Origin of the sequence: cyanobacterium endosymbiont of Epithemia turgida isolate EtSB Lake Yunoko, from assembly GCF_000829235.1 — a bacterium.
Lineage (GTDB): Bacteria > Cyanobacteriota > Cyanobacteriia > Cyanobacteriales > Microcystaceae > Rippkaea.
Genome location: NZ_AP012549.1, coordinates 1,693,246 through 1,719,012, shown reverse-complemented (window position 1 = coordinate 1,719,012; position 25,767 = coordinate 1,693,246). Strand labels below are relative to the sequence as shown.

The window sequence follows — 25,767 nt, the reverse complement described above, 5'->3', positions numbered from 1 at the left end:
AGATAACTCTTAAAGAACTCGGTACACTTGCAATTAATAATTAGTTTCAATTTATATAATTGTAAACAAGTATAATGATATATTTTTGGTTCAAAGCCTTTCATCTTATTGGTATTGTGGTTTGGTTTGCAGGATTATTTTATTTAGTTCGTTTATTTGTATACCATGTGGAGGCTTCTCAAGAAACTGAACCTGCCCAAACGATCCTTAAAACTCAATATGAAATTATGGAAAAACGTCTCTATAATATCATTACCACACCAGGAATGGTAATGACAGTGACCATGGCTATTGGTTTAATTTTTACAAAACCTGAAATTTTAAAGTTAGGATGGTTACATATTAAGTTAGCTTTCGTCGCCCTACTTTTAGCTTATCATTTCTTGTGTGGCTGGATTATGAAACAGTTGGAGAAAGGAGAATGCCAATGGACAGGTCAACAGTTTCGCGCTTTCAATGAAGCTCCAACCATATTATTGGTCATAATTATTTTACTAGCCGTTTTTAAAAAAAATTTACCATTATACTTGACTACTTTACTAGTTTTCACTCTTATTATTACAATAACTCTTTCAATTCAACTTTATACGAAAAAACGTTATCGTAATCAAGAAAAAACACAAAAATCATTAAAAGTAACGAAACTATAAAATATTTTGATTGTTGAAAATTAGTAAAAACTCTAGTGTCTAACACTCTTTCACTTTTTATTTTAATTCTTGGTTATTCTGATTATTTTAACCTTTATAAATCATTAATTTTAGTCAATATAAAAATACTTTTTTATAAAAAAGTATTACCTTGTAAATTCAGCACAAGGGAAGTAACCCATATGTTTAATAACAGAATTGATTAGAGTCAGCATGAATGACCCTAATTAGTAAAATATTTTTTATTTTTATCATTTTATTTTTTAAAAAAATGAATTTGGAGTCGATGGTTTAAAAATTGTTTCTAGAAGTCACTTATAATCAATATTTGAGTAGATTATAAGTGACTTCTAGAAACAATTGGAAAAAAGTAATTGTAAAATTGGTGTTGACTTTAGTCGTCATTTAGCTAATTTCTCTATATTCCTAGCAGTCCATATTCTTTATATACTAATTAACTTACCTTCTTAATCGGGTTAGACTATAGATGATATAGTTACTTTAACTAATTAATAAAATTTAATTTTATAAGCGTTTTTTGATTTAAATAGTTGACAGCTATTTGAAAATATATTTTATATTAAATATTCAAGAAATAGAAGTGTTTAGAATCGCTTTATTTACTTTTTTATTCGGTTGATTGCTTATATCTATTTCCTCCCCCAAATCTCTCTTTATTTAGTTGCAAATGGTAATTCAGCTTTAATTAGTGCTGTTTCTATCTAAAAATAATAGCCTTGATTATTAGTAATTACTATTTTAGATAAGCGTTTATCTCGTCGCACTTTAACTTAGATAGTGAGAATAAAAGTAGTGTTTTTAACAAATAGCACTTATATTTTTATTCAAATAACTTATTCGACAATATAGTTTGTTATCGTGTCTTTTGGTTTTATTTTAAAAGCTTTTTTTAAAGTATACTTCTGTTTATAAAGTTCAAAAAATAACTATGTTTTCTGTCAACAAGATAAGGACTAAAATAGTATAAATTTTTACTATTTCCTAAACTGTGAATTCCAGAGGATTCTGTTGCTTCTAAAATTTATGTTACATAAGTTGGGATCTGAAAAAAATCTAGTAATTCGACATGTTGTCATATTTTAGTCTTTTATAAAAATCATGATTATCCATAATCAAAACTAAGCTTTTTGTCCTATTAGCTTCCAAACGGTAGTCCTCACGCTATAAATAAGATAAATAAGTGGAAAGTATCGAACTATAGGAGAATAATCACTGCAATGTTTCAGTGTCGGGATGAAAGCGCACTCAGTACTTTACGACGAAACTATAAAACCTGGAACAGAATAAGTCTAATCGATACATAAAAACAGACGGGTAAATACAAAAGATAAACCCCACTGCTTTAGCTAATAGAAAAGTTTTTCTGGTGCTTAAAAAAACGATGTATTTACAGCCGATGGATAGTCAGCGATGCCCACTGTGAAGGCATCTGAATGGGAGTAAATAAATGTCAACATTTTCTATATGATGAAACAATAGCATCTTATCGTGAGCAAGAGAAGCCCGCGCTGTACACTTATGCAACTCGTGAAGAGAAGCATCACCTACTAGTTAATGATAACTTTTGACTATCGATAGTTCCTGTCAAAGGAGAACTAGCACTGGCATAATCTTTGAGAGGAATACGACCTCCTAAATAAGCTAAACGTCCGGCTTTAGTCGCCATTCCCATTGCCTCTGCCATCTTCACAGGATTTTCAGCCAAGGCGATCGCACTATTAATTAATACTGCATCAGCTCCTAATTCCATCGCTTTTGCTGCTTCACTGGGGGTTCTTATACCAGCATCTACTACTACGGGTACTTTTGCTTCTTGGATAATAATAGTGATGTTAGCTTCGTTGCGAATACCCTGACCTGAACCTATGGGGGAACCTAAGGGCATCACTGTAGCACATCCTATCTCTTCAAGACGTTTGGCTAATAGAGGATCAGCGTTAATATAGGGAAGTACTGCAAACCCTTCTTTGACTAATATTTCAGCTGCTTGTAAAGTTCCGATGGGATCAGGTAGCAGGTATTTAGTATCTGGAATCACTTCCAGCTTGACAAAGTTATTATCTTCTTGTCCCAATAGTTTTGCCATTTCCCGTCCTAACCTAGCCACTCGGATAGCTTCTTGAGCTGTTTTACACCCTGCAGTATTGGGCAACATCCAGGTTTTGCTCCAGTCTAAAGCTTCGGCTAGCCCTTCATGTCCAAGAGCTTTAGTTTGCACTCGTCTAACAGCGACGGTTACAATTTGGCAACCGCTAGCAGCCACACTGTTTTGCATACTTGCAATGTTAGGATATTTCCCTGTTCCTGTCATTAAACGTGAGTGAAAGTGGCGTCCGGCAATTATCAAGTCATCGTGAGTAGAGGAGGAAAGTTCTCGATAGGATAATGAGCCGTTAGTTCCATTAAGGGGAGTTGGAAGAACTGGATTAAGAGTTGTCATAATTGTAGGAGTAGGTAGACTGTAGAAGCGATCACTTCGAAAATCATCGAGAATAGGATCAGACTTCTGGTTAATAATCAAATTACTAATTAAGGAGGCGGTTATAGGAGCTAGTAAAATACCATTACGAGAATGTCCCGTAGCTAAGATAAGATTATCACAAGAACTTTGACCTAAAATTGGCAATTCATCTGGGGTTCCCGGGCGGTAGCCCCACCAAAATTCCTGAATCGGCCAATTAGCTAATTCAGGATAAAGTCTAATCGCCCTAGTTAGTAAGGTCTCAATACCTTGAGGGGTATTTTGGGGAGTCCAACCTACCTCTTCAGAGGTTGCGCCAATAATTAAACGACCATCACGTCGGGGGACAAGGTAGGTAGCTGGACCATATAATACCCGTTGTAAAGGAAAAGGTTCTTCGGGTTGTCGGGGCATGGTAACAGACAATATTTGTCCCTTGACTGGGCGCACAGGTAAAGGAAGAATTCGACTAGCCCAAGATCCACTAGCGAGCACGTAAGTCTCCGCTTTAATTTCTCCCTCAGTCGTTAAAACACTAGTCACCTTGCCTTGTTTTTGTTGAACAGTTTGAACAGTCACTCCATTGCGAACGTTAATTCCTAATTGCTGGGCTGCTTGGCTCAGAGCTTTTATGACTTTGCAGTTGTCTACTTGACCATCTTCGGGATACCACCATCCTCCGACGACATCATTTCCTAACCCTGGTTGATGGGAACGAATAGCGGTCTTATCTAACCACTGGGCTGTAGCGGTATTAGGCAAATACTCGGAGGGAAGATCATAAACAGGAGCCATAATACCGCAAGGATTGTATTCTAGATCGAGTCCGGTAAGGTCTTGAATTTTGCGAACCCATTCAGGGTATAGCCAGCGAGACTTCATACATAAATTCAGAAAAGGTCCCGGAGTTAGAGCTTCCGCATGGGGGGCCAACATTCCCGCAGCTGCTTGACTTGCCGTTTGGGAAAAATTGCGGTTAAGGAGGGTGACAGACGCACCTTTTAGTCTAAGATCTACAGCGATGGACAAGCCAATAATGCCACCGCCAATGATAAGAATGTTGTTGGTTGGGTTCATATATTATTCCGTTTAATATTGTCATATAAAGTCATTTTTCTACGACAGAGCTTCTACCTAAATTTTCTGAGGAAAGGAAGGTGATTACCCTTTTCATTTCTAGACAGGTTGAATGAATTGTTTTTTTCTAAATTAGTTGTACATAAACACGTGACATTATGCTAATGTATGTTACAGCGTTAAAAATAATAATCACAAACAGATACCAAAATATTGTAGCAGAGTTAGCCAGAAAAACTCTAATTGGTCGATGTTGTCTTCTTCTTTAAGGGTATTTCTCAAGTCAGAGTAGGGAAGAACTTTACTTAATAGGGAAGACTGCATCTATACTAAAAACAGTCTATACAACAATTTATGGAATAAGCTTGGATTAATAGTACAGTGGAGTGCTCTGTAAAGCTGTGAAAAAAATTTAGTTAAAAACACTTTAATCTATCGTCAGCTACAAGTAGTAGCTCATCTCAAAGAAGAGAGCTAAAAAAAGCTAAGCAGACCCAGAAAAAATATTTATATTCTTATTCCCCGAAATCGAACAGTATTCAGAACGAATAGCAAAGGAAAAAAAAGATAGGTTAACCGGTAAGATCTTAAAAGATAAATATGTATGAACGACAGTAGTTCTTAAAACCATCAAATTACACCCGGAATAAAATAGTTTAGAAGTAGAGAGATGTCTTGTTAAGAATCAGAAAACCAAAGGAGTTGATCAACTAAAAAATAAACATAGATGGGGAATTTTAACATAAAAGAAAAGCAGAGGTGGTGCTTTTAATAGTTTTTAAAACGTATTTATAAATTAGTTCTAGAATTAATTTGTTCTAAGAACAAACATGACATTACAAATTTATCAGAGCGTTGACAAAAAACAATTATGCTGAAAAGGCTATAGACTTCATAGATAGTCTTTTCAGTCAGTGTTTGTAAGTTTTAAAAACCTTGTTCTTTTGTTTGAAATTGATACTGACTAGCAATCAAAGCCACGACAAACCACCACAAAGTATTAACTTGAGGACGATACCAAACTGTGTCAACTAACCCTTGAGCTAAAATCCCAGCTATGGCCGCGGTTGCCGCTATCAACCAAAGTCCTTGGATATTATGTTTTAAACGTAACCGTTGCATTTGTTGAACCCCTTGATTAAGAATAACTACAGTTAACCAAAGAAAAATTCCTAAGCCAATTAATCCCATTTCCACTGCTGTTTCCAGGAAGATAGAATAAGCACTCAAAGCACTATATTTAGGACTCATGTAACGAGGATAAACAATATTAAAAGCCCCATTTCCCGGACCAATACCCGTTAGGGGATAATCTCTTATCATATCGATCACTCCCATCCAAACGTTCATTCGAAAATTATTACTACTGTCTTCACGTCCAGCAAAAATACTCAGAACTCGTAACTGCAAAGGTTCTATCGTCATCACTGCAACCAGAATAAATCCTGTAAACCCTCCCAATACTAGGGTTAATAACCATTTACGCCAAAAAATAGGCAAAAATTTCCAAAACCAGAGGAAAAGTAATAACATAAAGACGACTAACAAGGCTATCATGCCAATCCATCCGCCCCTGCTGCCTGTAAAATATAGACAAGCAGAATTAGTCAAAACCATGGTGACTGCTAAAGTTTTTGGTAACCAACCTTGCCAGATAAAAACTGCCCCAATACTCAGCGCGATTGCCGGAAATAAATAGGCACAAAGTAAATTAGGATTATCTAAATAACTATAAACACGAGTTGCTTGCGCTAATTCAGAGCTAGGATCATTCCAGGTAGCTAACTGTTCAACTCCAAAAAAATTTTGTCTCACTCCATAGGAACTGACCACTAAGCCAATTAGTAAAACAACAGTAATTAGCCAGTTAGTAAGACGAGATGATCTTAGAATTCGCGCACATATTACAAAAAAGAAAAGGTATAAACTCAACTTAATCAATCCTGAAAATGCAGTTGCTTTGACTGGAGAAAATGCTACTGCAATAGCAGCAATTACCCAATACAACATCACCATTAGATGAATAGGAGTAACTCCTGGTGGTCCCTGATCAGATATGGTTAATATTCCCCAATACCCAGCTAAAGCTATTAACCAAATTCCAATTAAACTAGTGGTAATAAAGGGTCCAAAAATCAAGACAATACTAATCAATAATGCACCAAGAGGCTCTCCCCATTTTAAGAGCAAACTTCCCTGTCGCCATTGACTCAGTAAACCGACAGTACGATATAAATAACTGCCACTAAGCCATTGATATGGAGAGAAATAGGAAAGAGTAAATTGATTCCAAATAGAATTCATAGATATTAACCAGTAATTACATATTTTTTATGAGTTATCGAAAACAGAGTTGATGATTGTCAACTCTCTTAAGGGTTAAATATAAATCAAATATAATTACCTGACTGTTTAATTTAGTTTGATTATAACCAACTATAGGTTATTGAAGACGAAATCAATATAATTTAAGTTTCAAAATATTATAGTATATTAATTATTATCTAATAAAAGTTATTTTGTTTCTTGTAAATGATGAAGATGATGATAGATTGTTTTATGATTTAATAACGCTTGATGACTTCCTGTCTCCACAATAGTTATTTTGGACAACAAACATTATATCTACTTTTTAAACACTATATTAATTAAATATTTAAACTGTTTAAAACAGAAAAATAAAATCAGTAAAAAGGATACTAAAAAAATTACTTCTGGATAAGTACATGTATAATTCTTAATCTTTTCAGAAATTCAGTTAGCAGTTTTACCTAAATTTTTTCATCAGAAGAAGACAGAATAAGTATTAAATTTTAATCAATAAATAAAGAGAATATGATCATATACAAATAACCTAATGGCATTAAAAACTAACCAAAATATAAATAGGATATTTAAATTTAAAAATCTAACTAATAGTTATTTTAAAAATAAATCAAAATTTTGAATAACAAAAGATGAATAGTGGAGATATATTGCATTAGCTTCTGGAAAGGTATATCTAAGGGGTGATTAGATATACTATTAATGATATTATCGATGATATCTCTATGAGATAAAGAACTACTGAGTCAATTATTTCAAATAGACTATAAGCTGTTATCCTAAAGATAGCAATATTTTTAGATTTACGATAGTCTTTAATAAGATTGCACAGTGAAGTTATGGTGTTTGATTTATTTTTTTATCTTTTCTTATTTTTTACTAGTTACTAATAGTAAATATATGAATATTAAGCCTTATCATAGCATTGTCATCCAAGATTGTAGAGAGCCTTTAGTTACTATTCCCCTAGAACAATTTTTTATAGAATCACCCCATCCCTATGAAAAATTAGGAGCAATTTATCAAGAAAAATCTCCTTATTATTTACGTAAAGGGGTTTTGAATGCTTTATTAAATGCTAAAACTTATTTACATCAAGAGTATCCAGAATGGAACATACAAATTTTTGATGCCTATCGACCTGTACAAGTGCAACAATTTATGGTCGATTATACCTTTAATTTAGTTATTAAGGAACAAAGGTTAATTCTAGAAAAATTAACCCTTCAGCAACAACAAACTATCTGGGAAAAAGTATATCAAATTTGGGCAATTCCTAGTGATAATCATGCGACTCCTCCTCCCCATAGTACCGGGGCTGCTATTGATATTACCTTAGTTGATAATAAAGGAAATTCTCTCAATATGGGGGGAGAAATTGATGAAATTTCAGAGCGATCACACCCTAATTATTATATTAATAATAATTCTAAAACGGGAAGAACCTATCATCAACGACGAGAAATTTTAAATAAGATTATGAGTCAAGCCGGATTTTGTCGTCATCCTAAAGAATGGTGGCATTTTTCTTTAGGCGATCAAATGTGGGCTTGGCAAAAGGGTGAATCTATAGCTCGTTATGGTAGGATAATATCATCTTAAGGATGAGTTTTTCTATAGTTTTAATTATATTTTGACTTGAATTTTAAGGTGTAAATTAAATCTTCTTAAAAAGAATATTAATAGATATATGAATTTATACTCAAATAACTAGATATATGCCCAAAAGAAAAGACTATATCTTTAATATTTAAATAAAAAAATTCAGTAAATATTATGTCTTAATGTAGACATTTAGCAACTATCTATTGATAATAGCTACTAAATGTTTTTTATAGCTATAGATAAGTTTTTTAGCAAGAAATATTAGAATAAGTAAATATTTAATATCTATAATTGATAAATATTTAAATAATAATTTAAACACCCATAATGGTAACAGTAATTTCTTATATAAAAGAACAACTTCGATTTGCCGGTTTGTGATTAGAGATAAACCCGAACTATTACTGTGGACTTCAAGAAGATACTTGATAGCGAAACATTTCCTGAATTACTAATCCAGGGTTAATATATTGATATTCATGTTTTAATCCCCAATGTAAATGATATCCAGTAGTTCGGCCAGTCATCCCAACACGATCAATTCTTACCCCTGCTGGAATTTCTTGACCTTGCCAAATAAGAATTCCCCCATCTCAATCTATCAAATAATGTCCCTAAGCAGTGTCTTCAACTGATCCCATCAAATGGCAGAAATGGCAGTAAATATGTTGCCACTGTCCTAATTAAATTTTAATCATCGTTCCACAAGCAATATGATCGGATAAACTTATCACTCGACCTACCTACCAATGTCGCACATAACTACCCAAGGGGCAGCCATATCTAACCTTCGATGAAATTAAGTTTCTTCAGGAATTGGAGATGTCCGATAACCATATCCAGAGGTGTATGTTCGAAAGTTTTTTACTGGAAATGAGGCATATTGCCAAATATTTCCAGAAGTGAATATTGAAACATATTGTACTTGTAATGAAGACTGTCTTAACCCTTCAAAATCTAAATAGGTTATAAACCCCATCGAGTCCAACAAAATAAGCCAAGACTGTCGAGAACGAAAGACATTAAACTTTTGTCGAACAAATTTAATGATCCTGAGCATGTCACTACTCACACTCTATGTGAGTAAACTTTTTATTGTGGTATCACTTTGCATGATAATCGTTTTTATTATTAATTTTGTCATTAATTACAGTAGTTGATTGAAAATCATACTAAGTTATTGTAATGTTTATGTAGGACTTTAATAAATTTTATTAAGGCTAACTAGTTTTTTTAAAATTTATGTGACAAGCTAAAACTCAAAACTAATATTAAGTAATCTTATTCTTTTAAAATTTTTACTGGATGCGGCAATCATTGCTGATGTTTGTGTATAGTATTTAGCTCTATCTTCCGTGAGACAATGAGCTATTGAGGAATAAAATAACTATTTTTATCTTGCTAAATAATCCTTCTATATTTCAATAGAAAAAATTGTAGACTCCAGCAAAGTACAGAAATCCTAAAATATTTTTGATGCTTAGCTATTTAGCATCATCTATTTTTTATACATAGGAGAACTCTATTAGTGAGAAAATATTGATATCTATGGCGTGCTACATTTATTTCGTTGGGACGGGTCAGCATATAAAAATTAAAGTTAATGGGGATGAAAATAATTATAGATTTCCTTAGCTAAAGCTTTACCAAAACCGGGAACTTGTTGTAATTCTTCTACAGAAGCTTCCCGAATATAATCAATAGAATGAAAATAGGCTAACAAATATTTTTGACGTTCAAATCCTAACCCTGGAATTTCATCTAATCGTGATCGCCTACTTTTTTTTAGTCTTTGTTGACGATGAAAGCTAACAGCAAAACGGTGAGCTTCATCCCGTACTCTTCTTAACAAGAGAACCCCAGGTTGTTCCGAGTTAGTTGTTAATGGTTTAGACTCCATAGGAAGAAAAATTTCTTCTTTTTGTTTAGCTAAACTTACTACTTGGAATTCTTCCATTAAGTTTAATTTTTTTAACACAGCTACGACGGCTGAGAGTTGGCCTTTTCCTCCGTCAATCATAATTACATTAGGACGATCATCACTATCAGATTGATAATGATGAAAGCGGCGACTAATAACTTCAGCCATACTAGTAAAATCATCAGAATGACCAATTTTTACCGTAGGACTTTTAATTTTAAAATGCCTATAATGTTGTTTAGCAGGAATTCCATCAATAAAAACTACTTGGGAAGCAACCGCATTTGACCCTTGAATATGGGAAATATCATACCCTTCTATACGTCGTGGTAACTCTGGCAAACCTAACATTTGTGTAAGATCTTCCATTGCCGTTAGATTTTTTTCTACTGTTCGTTGAGTACGTTCTAACTCATAGTTTGCATTTCGTTCTACCATATCAATCAGTTGGGCTTTTAATTGCCGTTGAGGAACAGTAATAGATACTTTTTTTCCCTTACGTTCACTTAACCATTTTTCTAAAATCTCCATTTCTGGTAACTTATGTTGAACAATAATTTCATTAGGAATTTCTACCCCATCTGCTTGCCAGTAATGTTCTTCAAGAACTCGTTTTAAAATTGCTCCAGGAATTCCTGAATCAACATCTGTAAAAAAACCTAACCGTCCCACTAAACGACCAGCACGAATTTGGAATAATTGAATACAACAATGTTTAGTATCGCTTGCCAAAGCAATAGCATCTCGTGAGATAGTATCATCAGGTAATGAAACTTTTTGATCTACTGTTAATGTATTTATTGCTTTAAGTTGATCTCGAATGGCAGCCGCTTTTTCAAAGTTTAATTCGACTACTTCTTTTTCCATTTGGTATTTAAGAATTGCTATTAATTCTGCTGTCCTTCCCTGGAAAATCATCGCTATCTTTGCTACAATTTTATTGTAATTTTCAGTGGAAATTAATCCTTGACAAACCCCGGGACATTTTCCAAGTTCATAGTTAAGACAAGGACGATCTTTAAAAAGAGGTTTGGGACGCTGACGTAAGGGAAAAACTTGTTTAACTAACCGTAAGGTATATCGTAACAAATGAGTGTCTACATAAGGACCATAATAGCGATCACGTTCCTTGTTTAATCGTCGTTTACGGGTAATAAAAATACGGGGATACTCTTCCGACCAAGTAATGCAAACGTAAGGATATTTCTTGTCATCTTTAAGGAGAACATTGAAATATGGTTGATATTGTTTGATCAAGGTTGCTTCTAAGGCTAATGCTTCAGCTTCTGTATCAGTGACAATAAAATCAATATCGGTCACTTGTTGAAGCATCAAAGCAATACGAGGCATATGAAATTGTGATTTTTGGAAATAGGAACGAACCCGTGATCGCAGTTTTTTTGACTTTCCAATATAGAGAATATCTCCCTCTCCATTACGCATTAGATATATCCCTGGTTCAGAAGGAAGTTCCTTCAGATAACTTTCTAAGGTATCACTATTCGATAGTAACGGTACAACTGTGGACAATATGAACACTCCTTTTTTCTAAAAATAGTTTGATAAAAAAGTAAAGCATTTATAATAAAAAGTAAAAATATAGTATTGCCATTTAAGTTTTAGAACCAATTATATTAGTTTATATATTAAGTTCGCAGTTACCGCTTTAGCGCTAAAAGACTGACTATAAACCTGGATTCTAATACAATATTTTAGCTCAAATATTGCTCATACAGCCTGATACTAATTTTCCAAAAAATCTAACATATACTTAAATTCGTTAATTTTTCATCAATGGTAAATTGTAAATCTCTAAATAAAACTGGTATTCGCTACTTACTTTTAACTCTCATCGCCCTAGGAATGCTTTTTCCTCTCTTCTGGTTATTGAGTACTGCATTTAAATCTCCTACAGAAGATATTTTTACCGTTTCCTGGCAATTACTTCCCCAAAAACCCACCTGGGATAATTTTCGATCAGTTTGGCAAACTTACCCTTTTGGACGCTATTTATTTAACAGTACCGTGGTTGCGATTTTAACCGTCAGCTTAAACCTATTATTTTGTTCTCTGGCTGCTTATCCCCTCGCTAGACTAGATTTTCGAGGACGAGACTTTTTATTTGTAGTCATTGTAGCCACCATTATGATTCCCTTTCAAATTGTGATGATTCCTTTGTATATCTTGACAGTACGATTGGGACTTCGTAACACTTATCTCGGAATTATTTTCCCAAATTTAGCCTCAGCATTTGGTATTTTTCTGTTACGTCAAGCATTCCAAAGCGTCCCCAAAGAGTTAGAAGAAGCTGCCCGTATTGATGGTTGTTCAGAATTGGACATTTGGTGGCATATTATGATTTCTGGGGTACGTCCAGCTTTAGTTACTCTGGCTATTTTTGTCTTTATTGGAGCTTGGAGTGACTTTTTGTGGCCATTAATTATTCTTGATCGCCCTGAGCATTATACTCTTCCTCTAGGCGTTGCTAGATTAGCCAGTGCTTTAGATCTCGACTGGCGATTAATTGCAGCCGGTTCAATCATTTCTATTGCTCCAGCCTTATTATTATTCGTATTTTTGCAAAAATACATTATTCCCACTGATGTAGGAAGTGGGGTTAAAGGATGATAGAGTAAGACAATCTGTGATACACGTATCATGCCTAGTTTCTAGTAATTATCTCTTATGTTTTAGATGCTCGGCTACCTAATTTATTCGATACCTATGACTTAACGCATGATACCGCGTAATTGTAGATCATCAACTATATGGTTCGGTCCAAAAAACTTGCCGAGCAACTACGCTCATAATAAAAATATTCTCAATACGGCTTCATTAGGCATCATTAAAAGTATTCTGCCTAATGAAGCCTAAGAACCTAAAACGTTTCTAAAAACTACTGAGCCCTTGAAGTTCCACGGTGACTTAGATTAATTAGAAAAAATTAACCAATATTTGTATTGGAAAACTATTTCTGGTAATGACTAATTTTTTAAAAAATACTTTTTCCATGATAGTTTTATCTTCTGTAATTGATCAAACATTGTGTGTAAGCTATTGAACTTACCCATGAAATTGAGACTAACAAAGTTGGGTTACAAATCAGGCAATCTTACTGTAAATAGGTAATACACTTTTTTCTAAAATAGATTAAAATTAATCTTAGTAAGGGAGAGCTAAATTTGAATAGTTTCCATTTAATCTTGTCATATTTTTCGATTTTGCTGGCATATGATAAAGATCCGTAAATATTATAGTTATTAAATATCAATCGACTTAAAAATTAATTTTACTATTGATACTAACAAATATTTTATATACATTATGTAGCTTTATAAAAACTTGATAAAATAAAAAAAAATGACGATAATACTATTTTTTTGACTCATAACTTGAAAATTAAATATTTGTAATTTTTGATAATTACATACTCAGAATACTGATAAAAATAATTATTGTTAATATTCTCTATACTTTCCATTAATACTAAATGCAATCAATTTCTACTTGGTCAAAAAGGCAAGTATAAATTACTAGAAGGAGGTATCAGTTTTAATTCTCCATTGACTAATTTATGTTTGTTATTTCTATCATCATGACCGAATAAGAATTCTCTACAAGAATATATTCAACTTATCGATTCAAGATATAATGATACGTTTCCAATTTTTTGTAATTTATCTGCATCTTTTACTATTTCAATTCAACTAAAATCAAGGGAATACTTATAAATATCATTGTCAAGATATGAGAAAAGCTAGTTCTTGTTAAGAATTTAATCTCTGATTTGTTTTGTAAAACTTTCTATGTTAATTATTTCCATCTTAATTCACAAATATTCTCTAAATGTTCAACGATTTTCGTGGCTATTCTTCTTTTTCCTATCATTTTTTGAGGTGACTCATTTTGAGTAACTAAATAAGCAATATGTTCTTGTTGACTTTTCATTTCTTCCCCTCGGTTAGCAACTACAACTTGATACCCCTTTTTGATTCTAGCACTAGCAACTTCTATTAAAGCTTCATGACTAACTTGTTCTTGATATTTAAATGTCACCATATAAAGATTAGGAAACTTTTGTCTAACTTCTTCAATCACTTTAATGGTCGGAATCAGCTTAATACATTTTGACTTTTCCTTACTAGGAATTTTGCCAAGCATAATTTTTTGGGGTTGATAGTCAGCAACTGCTGCTGAAAAAATTCCACAAATATAATTTTTATTGCTTAATTTGTTTATTACTAATTCTAAATAGTCTTGATAAGTTTTGACAATTTGATACGGTAAGTAATCAGGGGGAGTGTAAGAGCTTTCTCCATGAATTAGATTTATATCTGCCCCTTTTAAATATAATTCTTTAGCAATTTTTGTACCTAACTGTCCCGTAAAATGATTAGTCAAACGACGTATATTATCAATGGGGACTGGAGTAGGTCCAGCTGTAACTAAGATAGGGATATTTTTTAAAGGAGAATCATTAATTAAACGGCAAACTTCTACTACAATATTTTGTTCATGTGGTATATTATTTTTACCATAATCTTGTCTGGGCGGCATAATTTTTACCCCTAAATTGTATAAGAATTTTAAAGATTCTGTTAAAATAGAGTTATGTAAACTGCCGTGCATAGTGGGAACAATCATAATTTTAGTTTTCCCTTTCTCCATGCGTCCTAAAGCAGATGCTAAGGTAGAGGTAATCACCCCATCGGCAATACCGTAACGCATTTTATTAATAGTATTATAGGTAGCAGGAGCTACAAGATAGACGGCAAAGGGAGTGCGATCACTTAAATGTTCAGCAACTGGTGTTAACTGAGTAACAATGGGATTATTAGTGCTCCACTCTAGAGCATCTAAAGTAACATATCGAGTTGCTTCTTTGGAGACAAAAGCTGAAACATTAGCACCTTCTCGACGCAAAGCACGTGCAATCAAGGGGGTTTTCATAGCAGCTATTCCACCAGTAATCAATAAGGCAATATTTTTTCCGAGGAGATTATTTCCCACAAAAGGAACATCACGATCTCCCAAGTCAGAAGATGGAGGTATACTAAAATCCCAGTCTTTCATAACAATTATCAGTTAGACTATCAAACATTAACTCTCACGTTATTAACTATTCCATATCATCAAATAATAACTCCTCCAAAATAGGCTGCATTTGCTTATCATCAGGAGAGACTAAAGATATTTGTCCAAGTAAGTCATATTTAGCTAAAAATAACAATGGCGCAAGGGGAGTATAAACAGAATATTTTTGTTTTTTGTGATAAAATCCCGCTAAAAACTGTAATTCTTCTGAGTCTAAAGGTTGCTCTTCAGTATCTAATTCAAGGTTCAGAATACCATCATCTTCAATGGGAGGTAATTCTCCTTTAACCGTTAAAGTGAAAGCTGTAAAACTTAAAGCTAAATCTAATTCAGCTAAAACAGCCCTAGCATCAGGAAAAATTTCTTGGATTTCTACTTTGTCTTCTAAGAGAATAACATTGGGGTCTTCGTCTTCCTCCTCTGATAGCTCATCCCAGGCCAAAATAACAACAGGAATATCCACAGGCATAAGAAGGATATAAGTTCCATCTTCTGCCTCCAGGGCGTTTTCTACATAGCATTCTAAAGTGCGACCCTCGTTATCAGTCAGGGTAACACTATCAATTTCTTCTGGCTCGTTTTCTGGAATAAATTGGAACGAGGACATGATCTTGAATAGGACTGTGATAGTTGATCAGAATATCACACAATGTCATTAGTTATTGACAAGAATTAACTTAGATAGGTATCCAACCAACCGGTTTTATAAAGATACTTAAATCCCTCGATATCTGTTAAATTATACTGTAGCGGGGTAATGGTAATGTAATTGTGTTGAATCCCTTGGACATCTGTAAGAATATCTGATGGAAGATGAAGATGCTCGGGTTGTTCAATTTCAGTGACTAACTCCCCGGCTAGCCAATAATAGCTTTTTCCCCTAGGATCGATACGCTGTTCAAATTGCTCCACATAGCGGCGTAGCCCTTGGCGGGTGATCATCACACCGGCGATCACATCTTGAGAGACTGGAGGAATGTTCACATTTAAAAGGGTTGCTTTCGGTAATGGGTGACTAACTAATTGTTGAACTAACGTGCAAGCAAAATTGGCTCCCGGTTGAAATTCTTTTGAAGAAAAACTAGCTAAACTTATAGCAATACTGGGAATTCCTTCTATTGCTCCCTCCATAGCCGCTGAAACTGTTCCCGAATACAATACATCAGTACCTAAATTAGATCCGTGATTAATTCCTGAAATCACCACATCAGGAAGGCTCTTCAACACAGCACTGAGAGCAAATTTAACGCAGTCTGAGGGCGTTCCTGAACAGGACCAAGCGACCACTTGGGTATCAAAAAGGTTTTCCACTATCTCGGCACGAATCGGGTGGTGAAGGGTTAACCCATGACCAGTCGCTGAGCGTTCGCGGTCAGGACAAACTACCGTTACCTCATAACCTGCCTGGGATAGGGTATTTGCTAAAGTGCGAATACCTTGAGAGAAAATACCATCATCATTACAGATAAGTAATTTTAAAGGTTCCATGATCAAACTTGAAAGGGAGAAAAGAAAGGCAAAAGTAAAACTTAAGTACAACAAAGTTATGGCTTTTAACCATGTACTAACCTTAATAGGCAGTGTTACAGCGCAACAATTGAGATATGTATCTTAACTATAATCCTCCCATCAAGTTTCAGTGTGATAATGATTTAGGTGAAATTAAAACAAGAGTCAAGGCAAAATTTCGATACACTAGGGTATAAATGATAAATGTCAAAATATTCCTCAGATAAATTTTGACTACTAACTTCTAACTTTACTCCCATGACTACAACTTCTAATACCTTAGAATTGGAATTACAAACTCTACAGGACAAAGCACAAGAGGCAATCGCGTCCATCACAGATTTAGAAGATCTCGAACAACTTCGCATTAGCTATCTAGGTAAAAAAGGGCAACTTTCCAGAATTTTGGGAGGGATGGGTAAATTAAGTAAGGATGAACGTCCCCGTATTGGAGCCTTGGCTAATACAGTCAAAGAAACTTTACAAACTAATCTTGATCTACAACGTCAAACTCTACAAATTGCTCAGATTCAAGCTCAACTTGTTGTAGAAAGCCTTGATGTAACTATGCCTGGGTCCAGTCGTCCTCTAGGTCGTCTTCATCCTCTTAATAGGACTATTGATCGAGTGTTAGATATTTTTGTTGGTTTAGGGTATGGTGTAGCTACTGGGCCTCATTTAGAAACCGATTATTATAATTTTGAAGCATTGAATATTCCCTCTGATCATCCTGCGCGGGATATGCAAGATACATTCTTTTTAGCTGATGGTCGTTTGTTACGAACCCATACCTCTCCTGTACAAATTCGCTACATGGAGACTCATAAACCTCCCATCCGTATTGTGTCCCCTGGACGTGTTTATCGTCGCGATACGGTGGATACAACCCATTCAGCAGTATTCCACCAAGTGGAGATTTTAAGCGTAGACAAAGGGTTAACTTTTACTAAGTTAAAAGGGACTATTAAAGAGTTTTTAAAAAAAATGTTTGGGAAGGAATTACCTGTTAAATTCCGTGCTAGTTATTTTCCTTTTACCGAACCTTCAGCAGAAGTGGATGTACAGTGGCAAGGGGAATGGTTGGAGGTAATGGGATGCGGCATGGTTGATCCTAATGTACTCAAAGCTGTGGGTTATGATCCAGAGGTTTATACAGGGTTTGCTGCTGGTTTAGGAGTCGAAAGATTTGCTATGGTATTACACAAAATTGATGATATTCGCCGTTTCTATAGTAGTGATATGCGGTTTTTATCGCAATTTTAATAGTAAATAATAAATAGTCGTCAATAGTATTTTTGAAATGATAGTGTGTTTTGTTATTTTGTAATGTTTTATTTTTTATGATTTATTAGGTTTAAGTAAGTCACTCTAAATAAATATAAGACTATAAAATCAAATATTTGATTTTATAGTCTTATATTTAGGCAATAAAAATTTAATTTATGTTGTTTCCATGAATATCTTTTAAGCAATATTTTATTTAACTGCCTCAGCTAAATACTATTCATCTTTAAACATCTCTTCAAGAATTTTATAAACTTTTATTTAACGCTATTTCCTATCCATAAAATATTTAGTTTACTTCCTTTTTTTTATTAAATAAGTTTAATTGCTTCTACTAAACCTGTTATGTAACAATCAAAAATGTGAAGACACAGTTTGTTCATCAATATGTCTTTGATAATTTAATCATATTTACAATAATTTTCAAAAGATCGTAGCGAAAGTATCTATGCTTGCTGTAACAACTAGAAGCATTTGAATGAAAATGTACTTTTCTTTGAAAAATTTTTCTCCTAGTGTGGGCTATTGCCATAGAAAAAAATGATTTTAAAATTATTTTTTTCTTGATTTAATTTTAAAAACTAAGAACGTTGATTAGAACAATAATTTATCATTAACCTAACAAAAATTTTGAGACAATTTTTTAAAATTCTAAATTTTTCACAAACTAGACAAATATAAAAATAGTCACTGATATCATAGCCATCATTAATTACGAGAGACTTCATTAATGGGAAATAGCTAAATAACATTAATGACCAAATAATTTTTGAGATAGTCTAAACAATTAATTATTTCCTTAAAATAACCCTGTACATCCCCATCAACAAATAGCCAGGAAATACTAACACTTCATTCTTGAAGAATACCAACCACTAATCCACCAAAAATGACCCCATAATCGGTTTAATGGTACAAATTAGTCCATGAATAGCTACTCCTAAAGCAGTCAGTCCTTCCGTAATTACCCAAGTCTAGAAAACTACTTTTTCTACATTAATTCCTAAAAATTCTTGAACAGGGACAAGAGGAATTTGATAGCTTTGATTATTCCTCCCCAGATCCTTAAAATTTTATTGCGAATAAACAATGCTAGTCCAATAGAAATAACAATTAAAGTGGTGGAAGTCACGCAGCGATCACGCATTGATTTCCACAGTAGGTATTCCGCGATAGTCATAGTAACAATGGTTCCGACAGACCCTATAATCATCGAAATCTACAAATTAAGCCCGCCAATTTTGGCTATCTAAGCTAAGTAAAATAAGCTCCCAATGTCATAAAAATCAGCGTAGGCAAAGTTAAATAGCCGTAAAATTCTATGAGTGAGAGTTGAACCTACTGTAGTGATAGCAATAATGTTTCCAATAACCAGTACGTTAAAAATCAATTGGGGTATTTTCATAGACTCCTAAATGGTGATTGACTCTGATTTCATATCATGTCATATTCAGGCAACTTAGTTGACATACTCTACTTCCTGAAGTGAGTCAATTCTTCAAATATCACTGTTTTAGATTTATGGCTCAAGGAGCTTTGCTTAAATTCAAATATTTTTTTCTCTTCAACCCAGAAGCAATCCTCTCCTCAGTCAGATGTTTGCCCCATCTCAAGAAACTGTTCTTGTATATCCTAACTATTACAGGTAAAAACCAGAATACTTAGTACTTATAGTTTTTACCTGTACAAGCTTTCGGACACACAATTACAAAACTCTAGTTTTTAAAGTAAAATTAACAATCTAAAAACTATAACTTTTACTATTTAACAGTTAAAATTTGTAGAGGGTAAGAGTCAGCAACTAAAGTTTTTGCTTGTTCCTTTACTTCTTTCGAAATTGTAGAATCAAACGCTATTTTAGGAGAAGATTCTTCGAAGTTAATCAAAGTTTTAATACGCTGATAAGCTTGGTAGGCAACAGTAGGGAAAAAAGAAAATTTACCAGGAAGAACACATAAATAATTACTTTTAGGATTGGACTCAATCCAGTAACTATAACGCCTTTTTTGTTCTTCTTCACTAATAAATTCAGTTTTCATACATTCATAACTAAAAAGTTGACGATTATATAGGTTTTCTTGCCCAAAATAACGCTCTGCTAATTCTAGAATAGGCTCAATATCAATGTCTTCTGGTTCTTCATCTCTCATATAACCTGAATTAGCTAACATTGAGTATACAAATTTTTGGTTGCCTTTTTCTCTTTGCTGAACAAAATGATTGAAATGAAAGCGGTTTTTTGTAGACATTCTAACAAAATTATTATTCACTAAGGCTGGATAGGCTACCACCATAGCGCTTCGACTACGCTTTAGTCTAGCCCGTACCTGCAAGTCGGCTAAAAAGGATTCAAATTCTTCTCCAACTGCAAAAATAAACAACTTAGCTTTCACTCGTTTAAGTAGTCCTTGTTTAGTTTTACAAATCAAACTTTTTAGACGAATTGGACCGTAGCGATCTATTAAGAGTTTATCAATGGTAACTCCCGTTTCAAAGGTTACTCCCTGATTTAGACAACTTGCTACTAAATCTCTGAGAATTCTACTTGTGTTCATTGAACAATCTAGAGTATGGAGAATTTCATAATTAGAGGGATTTATTCCATAGGAATTATCAAATTTAGAACAAAGATTATGAATAGTTTCATTTGATTGACGCAAAGAACAAGATATCCCCTCATAATTTTCTACTTGGGCGTAACTGGGAGCAATACAACTATCATTATTTTTCCAATTATGTTGTTTTCCATAGGCAACTTCTAAGCGACCTAAGACCCTATTTAGTTGAATATTAATCTGAACTTTATCACTTCTCAAACGAGATGAACTGATTTCTGGGGCATCAGCTTGGGGGTGAATAATATGTACTGGTTGAGCATTAAACCATCCTTGGGAATTAGGGATAATGCTTGGACTATAAAAGTCAGAATATTTTTCAGTTAAATTAATATTACAGTTTTCCAGAAAATAGGGACTATAAAGATTAATTATGTCTTCTACTCCATTGACACAATTAATAAAAGTTTGGGCATCGTCTTGACCAGAATATAAAGCTCCTGTATGAAACCATCCTTCCAATTTACCCGATGCTAAGTTTCCTAATTTAAGAGATTTTTCTAAAACTTTAATAGTTAAATTACTATGACGAGAGAGAAATTCAGTTATAGCAATTCCAGCAATTCCACCTCCAACAACAACGACATCAACATATTCTATTTCAGATGCTTGAATTAAGTCCATAAGTTTATTTTACTAATATAGTTTATACGACTATTAACGGATTCAGATAAGGCTCGAGAAATTGCTGTTAAAGTTTCATATCTTGAAGCATCTATTCATGAATAAAAACTAGGGTTAAAATTTCATCACCTAGATTAATTTTAAAACCATTTGGCTCTTTAGCAGTCAAATCATTAAGCAATAGGGAGTATATATGACTGTAATATGGATTATTTCTAAACTTTTTGGGATATTATGATTTAACTGAGTAAAAAATTCACTATTAGGCATATTGGTTTAATCCCTAAATTTGCCAAAGCACTGGTGTTTAATGTTAGACTACTTAAATACAGAAATGTTAGGACATTCTACTTGCTTGGCTCCTCCAAAGTATTGTAGATGCATAGAGTGTCAACGTCCCCTATTATAAATAGAATTAAATCTATAACTATAAATCCTTTTGGGCTAAAAGCACTACTAGATATAATCTACTACTTATTGGACTAAATCTTTTAGATGCGCATCCCCGTAATTGGGTTTTAAATTTTAAAAATATACTTATTACCTAATTTTTGTCAGAAAATCAATGATAGTGTCAAATCTGGCTAAAGTATCATGTAATTCATGAATTAGTGACATAGGGTTAGGTTGAAGAAAGTTTATTTCGATAAAAACTAGAAATATATTTATACTAAGCCATTTTAAAAAACTTAAATAATATAATAAAATTATTGTTTTATATTGCGTACATATTAAAGAAGTAACACTTTTCCAAGAAAATAAATCTCCTTTCTTTATTTGTTTTAAGATCGAAACTAATCTTTTATCAAGAGAGATATTTAGGAGGTATACTTAGGAGGTATACTTATAAAGTATTACTTTCTCCTGGTTCTACTTATTCTCATAATTTGTCAACAAGAATTACTTTGATTTTGTTTCACTTTTTTAAAATTTTTATTTTTTAGTAGACTTTATCTCAATAGAAGTCATTACAATTCATAATATTGTTATGATATTAATAGCGGCCTTTTTTTATTTATAATTAGATTATAAAAATAGATTAAATTAGGAAAATCAAGGAAAGTGACTACAGTATCAATACACTAAGTTTTGTTTATTATTTTAATTTTTTTTCTTAACGATTATCATTTAATCTTCTTTTATAGTGGTTTATAAAAATATATTAATTCATTATTTAATATAGTTATTTGTTCTCGGTTAGTTAATAAAAATATAATTAGATTTATAAAATAAATTAGCTCTGTTTAAAGTTTAACCACTGAAAAAATTCTTCGAGATCTAGTTAGATATTAAATCTTTAATTATCTGAATCAGTTACTTTTTCTTTAACAGGAGTTAATCAAACTAATGAAAAAAATAAAAAAAGTTTGTTTAAATACTACTAAACTAGGAAAATTGTTAAATATTTTTTCTCAATACTATTTAGATAAATAAGCAAACTTTCAAAACTAGCTATTATGTTAGAATACATTAATAATTGTATCACTTCTCCGATTAGTCTTATCAAGATGAACATCCGAAAACTATTCCTAAGCCCCACTCAAATATGGATGATACTAGGACTAATTTGGTTGATCAGTAATCTGAGTGATCAGATATGGCTAATTTTAGATCATTCTATTCCCCCTTGGGATCAAAGTAATCATTTAACTAAGTCTCTCCAATATCTCCACGCATTAGAATCTCCACATTTTTTTGATAGTGAATGGTGGCGAAGTTTTTGGATGATATCATCGAAGTATCCTCCGTTAACCTATATTATTGCTGCTTTATTTCAAAAAATTTTTGGGGTTGGTAATGATACTGCACTAATCACGAATTTACTTTACAGTAGTATCTTAATTTTAGCAGTTTATACATTAGGTAAAATTCTATTTAATCATCAGATCGGTTTGTGGGCGGCTAGTTTATCGATGTTGTTTCCTAGATTATATCAGAGCCGCTTACAATTTTTGATTGATACTCCATTAATGACATTGACAGTTCTGTGTTTTTGTTGTTTAACTATTTGGAAACTCCAGAAAATCTATTATAAACAATGGCTATGGACAGTTATTTTCGGAATATGTTGGGGATTTACATTGTTAACAAAACAAAGTGTCATGTTTTTCTTGCTTACCCCTTTACTATGGTTAGCAATAAGCTATATTTTTCAATGTAAGTGGGGAAGAATATTACAATTAACTATTAGTTTTATCATATCTAGTATAATTTGGTTTCCCTGGTATAGAACTAATTGGATTTATTTGTTTAGTACGATTCGTAATTCTAATGTAATTCCTGCATCTTATGAAGGAGATCCTCCTCTTAACACCTTAGCAGCTTGGACTTACTATTGGCAAGATTTGCCTTCGGCAGTAACTTGGATATTACTAGTAGTTCCTTTAGTTGGTTTAATACTAAATGTCTTAGGAAAATTTACTAAAAGTAAACAAGAAATAGAAATAAGTAAGCTGAGACAAGGAATTATTTGGTTAGCTATTTATTTTATTGGTTCATACTTAATTTGTTCAGCTATCTTAAACAAAGATACTCGCTATATTATGTCTTATTTACCAATTTTAGCGATATTTTTAGCTTACGGATTAATTCAGTGGAGAGGAAAATGGGAACCTGTTAAATGGACCACTTTAGGACTTGTATTCATGGTTATGTGTACAAATTTATTTCCTATTCTTGGGACAGATAAACTCACTGTAATGTTAAGTTCAGGAGGATTATTCCGTCCCTATCTTAATGAAAATATTCCTAATACTGAACTCATCAGAACTGTACAGGAAATAAATCCTTATCAGATATCTAATTTGGGGGTAATTGTTAATACAGATTTTTTTAATCATAATACCCTTAATTATTATGGACAAGTCGCTAATTTTCAAGTTCATGGCCGAGAATTAGGAAATGAAGAAGAAGATATACAACAAGATCAAAAATATTTTGATTGGTTTGTTACTAAAACTGGAGACAATGGATTTACTAGAAAACCTCAATTAGCTTTAGCTCAAAAACTAGAAACTGATAAAAATTTTTTAGCTGTTAAAACTTGGAATTTATCTGATAAAAATATTTTGACTTTATATCATCGCCAACTCCCATCTGTAATTATCCAAAAAAGCTTAAAATCATATGATAAGGTTAATTTAGATAAAGTTAAAATACCCCAAAGAATTCCTTCAGGTTTTCCTATTCCTATTACTTATGAATGGTCAGGATCTTGGAAAGAATTAAAATCAGGTTTGCTTTTATTGAACTGGGAACTTATAGAAGAAAAAGAAAACCAAACTCAAAAATTAGTTAAGTTTTGGATACACGATCATGGAATTGGAGGAGGAATGTTGTTTGGAAATTATCCAGACGAACAAAACTTTAAAGTTATTGAAAATTTAGGGATGATGGTTCCTAAAGATTTGCCTTCGGGAGATTATCAGTTAACAGGAATATATCTTAATCGTAATACTGGAGAAACTTATCCTATCGTTGTTTCTGATATTAATATCACCATCGATAATAATGCTTCTCCTATTTCTTCATTCCCATTAGATTTAGTTACAAGATTAAGACAACTTTCCTTAAATCTAGCTCAAGGAATAGAGGGAATTTACCCCATTTTTGATCAAGTTGATCGGATTAACCAATATGATCCAATTCAAGATTATCTTAAACAAGCAGAAGAATCATTAACTTATCGCTTAAATCATCACCCAGGAAAATATGAACTAGACTGGACTTATGGGTTAGTATTGTCTCATGTTTTACAAGAAAATCCTAAAGGTGCAATCACTGCTTTAAAACAACTAATTAAACTTAATCCTAATAACCCCTATCACTATACCTATTTGGCGTTTGTCTATCTTTATAATTGGCAACCAAAAGCTGCAGAAACTTTGTTAAAATATGCTATTGAACTTAAACCTAATACTGAAGAATTCCAGATATTATACGGCATTTCATCAATAATGCAGGGCAACTTCTTAAAAGGATGGCTTAGATTATCACCGTTATTTTAAATTTATTTAGATGTATTCAAATCAAGATATAACCAATAAATTCTCTAGTTTTGTAGATTACACCAATATCCTTTTTAACTTGATCATTAAATAACTATCTAAATAGTAATTTGAAAATCTTATTCTTATAATTACTAGTTAGATTTTAAAAAAAGCTATAGTTATAAGTTAAATAATTTAGGTTTAGCATTTAAATAAACTTGAATTGTTGTAGAGATTTTTATACAACAAAACACTAAAATTTGTGCCTTTTTTCTATAAAATTTCTGAACATAAAAATAGTCAATCTAAATATTTTTAGACGTCTTTATTCATCTCTCCACTCTATATTTATTTTTGAATATAAAGAGTGTTAGAGCATTGAAGTGATAAAAATTACCAAGGCTGATCTATATGGAAAAGTTAAAATATTTAACTAAATTTCCAAAAACTTAAGAACTAACTTAAAGAAAAACAAAAAAAGGGTTTCAACTGACTAAATCTATTTAATTTTTAAAAATAATATATAAAAAATATTAATTTGGATCAGTAGTGGTAGTAATGAAATTAAATTTGAACTGATAAAAATTAATTC

At 32.7% G+C, this 25,767-nt stretch carries 15 protein-coding genes; 5 read left to right on the top strand and 10 right to left on the bottom strand.

What is annotated here, in order from left to right; genetic code table 11:
* The first annotated feature begins 74 nt into the window (after nucleotides 1-74).
* Nucleotides 75-650, top strand: coding sequence for a protoporphyrinogen oxidase HemJ (hemJ, locus tag ETSB_RS05275; RefSeq protein ID WP_044106742.1), 576 nt, complete (start codon nucleotides 75-77; stop codon nucleotides 648-650).
* Between the two features lie 1,561 nt (nucleotides 651-2,211).
* Here hemJ and thiO read toward each other — a convergent pair.
* Together thiO and ETSB_RS05265 are read right to left on the bottom strand one after the other, a co-directional pair.
* Nucleotides 2,212-4,209: a glycine oxidase ThiO gene (gene thiO / locus ETSB_RS10510; RefSeq protein WP_044106739.1), complete on the bottom strand. Its 1,998-nt coding sequence runs from the start codon at nucleotides 4,207-4,209 to the stop codon at nucleotides 2,212-2,214.
* A gap of 927 nt (nucleotides 4,210-5,136) precedes the next feature.
* The gene (locus tag ETSB_RS05265) at nucleotides 5,137-6,513 is read right to left on the bottom strand and encodes an IctB family putative bicarbonate transporter (protein WP_044106738.1); all 1,377 of its coding nucleotides are present in this window, start codon (nucleotides 6,511-6,513) and stop codon (nucleotides 5,137-5,139) included.
* Between the two features lie 927 nt (nucleotides 6,514-7,440).
* On the opposite strand from ETSB_RS05265, the gene ETSB_RS05260 reads away from it, so the two are divergent.
* Nucleotides 7,441-8,136, top strand: coding sequence for a M15 family metallopeptidase (locus tag ETSB_RS05260; RefSeq protein WP_044107641.1), 696 nt, complete (start codon nucleotides 7,441-7,443; stop codon nucleotides 8,134-8,136).
* A gap of 802 nt (nucleotides 8,137-8,938) precedes the next feature.
* Here the strand turns inward: ETSB_RS05260 and ETSB_RS10905 are convergent.
* The gene (locus tag ETSB_RS10905) at nucleotides 8,939-9,199 is read right to left on the bottom strand and encodes a hypothetical protein (RefSeq protein WP_408643711.1); all 261 of its coding nucleotides are present in this window, start codon (nucleotides 9,197-9,199) and stop codon (nucleotides 8,939-8,941) included.
* Nucleotides 9,200-9,739: 540 nt separating this feature from the next.
* Nucleotides 9,740-11,599, bottom strand: a complete 1,860-nt coding sequence (uvrC, locus tag ETSB_RS05250) for an excinuclease ABC subunit UvrC (RefSeq protein ID WP_408643710.1) — start codon at nucleotides 11,597-11,599, stop codon at nucleotides 9,740-9,742.
* Nucleotides 11,600-11,854: 255 nt separating this feature from the next.
* Here uvrC and ETSB_RS05245 point away from each other — a divergent pair, with 255 nt between their 5' ends.
* Complete coding sequence (locus ETSB_RS05245; protein ID WP_044106735.1) at nucleotides 11,855-12,688, top strand: carbohydrate ABC transporter permease; 834 nt, start codon at nucleotides 11,855-11,857, stop codon at nucleotides 12,686-12,688.
* 1,185 nt (nucleotides 12,689-13,873) lie between these two features.
* Here the strand turns inward: ETSB_RS05245 and coaBC are convergent.
* From coaBC to surE, 3 genes are all read right to left on the bottom strand, one after another.
* Nucleotides 13,874-15,133, bottom strand: a complete 1,260-nt coding sequence (gene coaBC, locus ETSB_RS05240; RefSeq protein ID WP_044106732.1) for a bifunctional phosphopantothenoylcysteine decarboxylase/phosphopantothenate--cysteine ligase CoaBC — start codon at nucleotides 15,131-15,133, stop codon at nucleotides 13,874-13,876.
* A gap of 46 nt (nucleotides 15,134-15,179) precedes the next feature.
* The gene (locus tag ETSB_RS05235) at nucleotides 15,180-15,761 is read right to left on the bottom strand and encodes a DUF3727 domain-containing protein (protein WP_044106731.1); all 582 of its coding nucleotides are present in this window, start codon (nucleotides 15,759-15,761) and stop codon (nucleotides 15,180-15,182) included.
* A gap of 65 nt (nucleotides 15,762-15,826) precedes the next feature.
* Entirely contained in the window at nucleotides 15,827-16,642 is an 816-nt protein-coding gene (gene surE, locus ETSB_RS05230) for a 5'/3'-nucleotidase SurE (protein ID WP_044106730.1), read from the bottom strand.
* A gap of 279 nt (nucleotides 16,643-16,921) precedes the next feature.
* Here surE and pheS point away from each other — a divergent pair, with 279 nt between their 5' ends.
* Nucleotides 16,922-17,926: a phenylalanine--tRNA ligase subunit alpha gene (pheS, locus tag ETSB_RS05225; RefSeq protein WP_044106729.1), complete on the top strand. Its 1,005-nt coding sequence runs from the start codon at nucleotides 16,922-16,924 to the stop codon at nucleotides 17,924-17,926.
* Nucleotides 17,927-18,950: 1,024 nt separating this feature from the next.
* On the opposite strand, the gene ETSB_RS08890 is transcribed toward pheS, so the two are convergent.
* The 3 genes from ETSB_RS08890 to ETSB_RS05215 form a co-directional block, all read right to left on the bottom strand.
* Nucleotides 18,951-19,160 carry a hypothetical protein gene (locus ETSB_RS08890; protein ID WP_052470633.1) on the bottom strand — a complete coding sequence of 70 codons (210 nt, stop codon included), beginning with the start codon at nucleotides 19,158-19,160 and terminating at the stop codon, nucleotides 18,951-18,953.
* 36 nt (nucleotides 19,161-19,196) lie between these two features.
* Nucleotides 19,197-19,352 (bottom strand): hypothetical protein, encoded by a 156-nt coding sequence (locus ETSB_RS09960; protein WP_171816414.1) that lies wholly within the window; start codon nucleotides 19,350-19,352, stop codon nucleotides 19,197-19,199.
* 355 nt (nucleotides 19,353-19,707) lie between these two features.
* Nucleotides 19,708-21,186 (bottom strand): FAD-dependent oxidoreductase, encoded by a 1,479-nt coding sequence (locus tag ETSB_RS05215; protein ID WP_044106728.1) that lies wholly within the window; start codon nucleotides 21,184-21,186, stop codon nucleotides 19,708-19,710.
* A gap of 1,508 nt (nucleotides 21,187-22,694) precedes the next feature.
* On the opposite strand from ETSB_RS05215, the gene ETSB_RS05210 reads away from it, so the two are divergent.
* Nucleotides 22,695-25,193, top strand: a complete 2,499-nt coding sequence (locus ETSB_RS05210) for a phospholipid carrier-dependent glycosyltransferase (RefSeq protein ID WP_044107640.1) — start codon at nucleotides 22,695-22,697, stop codon at nucleotides 25,191-25,193.
* Nucleotides 25,194-25,767: the final 574 nt, after the last annotated feature.

Bases quoted from the DNA above. Each gene is read 5' to 3' on its own strand.
- hemJ (WP_044106742.1), top strand. From the start codon at position 75: ATGATATATTTTTGGTTCAAAGCCTTTCATCTTATTGGTATTGTGGTT.
- thiO (WP_044106739.1), bottom strand. From the start codon at position 4,209: ATGAACCCAACCAACAACATTCTTATCATTGGCGGTGGCATTATTGGC.
- ETSB_RS05265 (WP_044106738.1), bottom strand. From the start codon at position 6,513: ATGAATTCTATTTGGAATCAATTTACTCTTTCCTATTTCTCTCCATAT.
- ETSB_RS10905 (WP_408643711.1), bottom strand. From the start codon at position 9,199: ATGCTCAGGATCATTAAATTTGTTCGACAAAAGTTTAATGTCTTTCGT.
- ETSB_RS05245 (WP_044106735.1), top strand. From the start codon at position 11,855: ATGGTAAATTGTAAATCTCTAAATAAAACTGGTATTCGCTACTTACTT.
- coaBC (WP_044106732.1), bottom strand. From the start codon at position 15,133: ATGAAAGACTGGGATTTTAGTATACCTCCATCTTCTGACTTGGGAGAT.
- ETSB_RS05235 (WP_044106731.1), bottom strand. From the start codon at position 15,761: ATGTCCTCGTTCCAATTTATTCCAGAAAACGAGCCAGAAGAAATTGAT.
- surE (WP_044106730.1), bottom strand. From the start codon at position 16,642: ATGGAACCTTTAAAATTACTTATCTGTAATGATGATGGTATTTTCTCT.
- pheS (WP_044106729.1), top strand. From the start codon at position 16,922: ATGACTACAACTTCTAATACCTTAGAATTGGAATTACAAACTCTACAG.
- ETSB_RS08890 (WP_052470633.1), bottom strand. From the start codon at position 19,160: ATGATTATAGGGTCTGTCGGAACCATTGTTACTATGACTATCGCGGAA.
- ETSB_RS09960 (WP_171816414.1), bottom strand. From the start codon at position 19,352: ATGAAAATACCCCAATTGATTTTTAACGTACTGGTTATTGGAAACATT.
- ETSB_RS05215 (WP_044106728.1), bottom strand. From the start codon at position 21,186: ATGGACTTAATTCAAGCATCTGAAATAGAATATGTTGATGTCGTTGTT.
- ETSB_RS05210 (WP_044107640.1), top strand. From the start codon at position 22,695: ATGAACATCCGAAAACTATTCCTAAGCCCCACTCAAATATGGATGATA.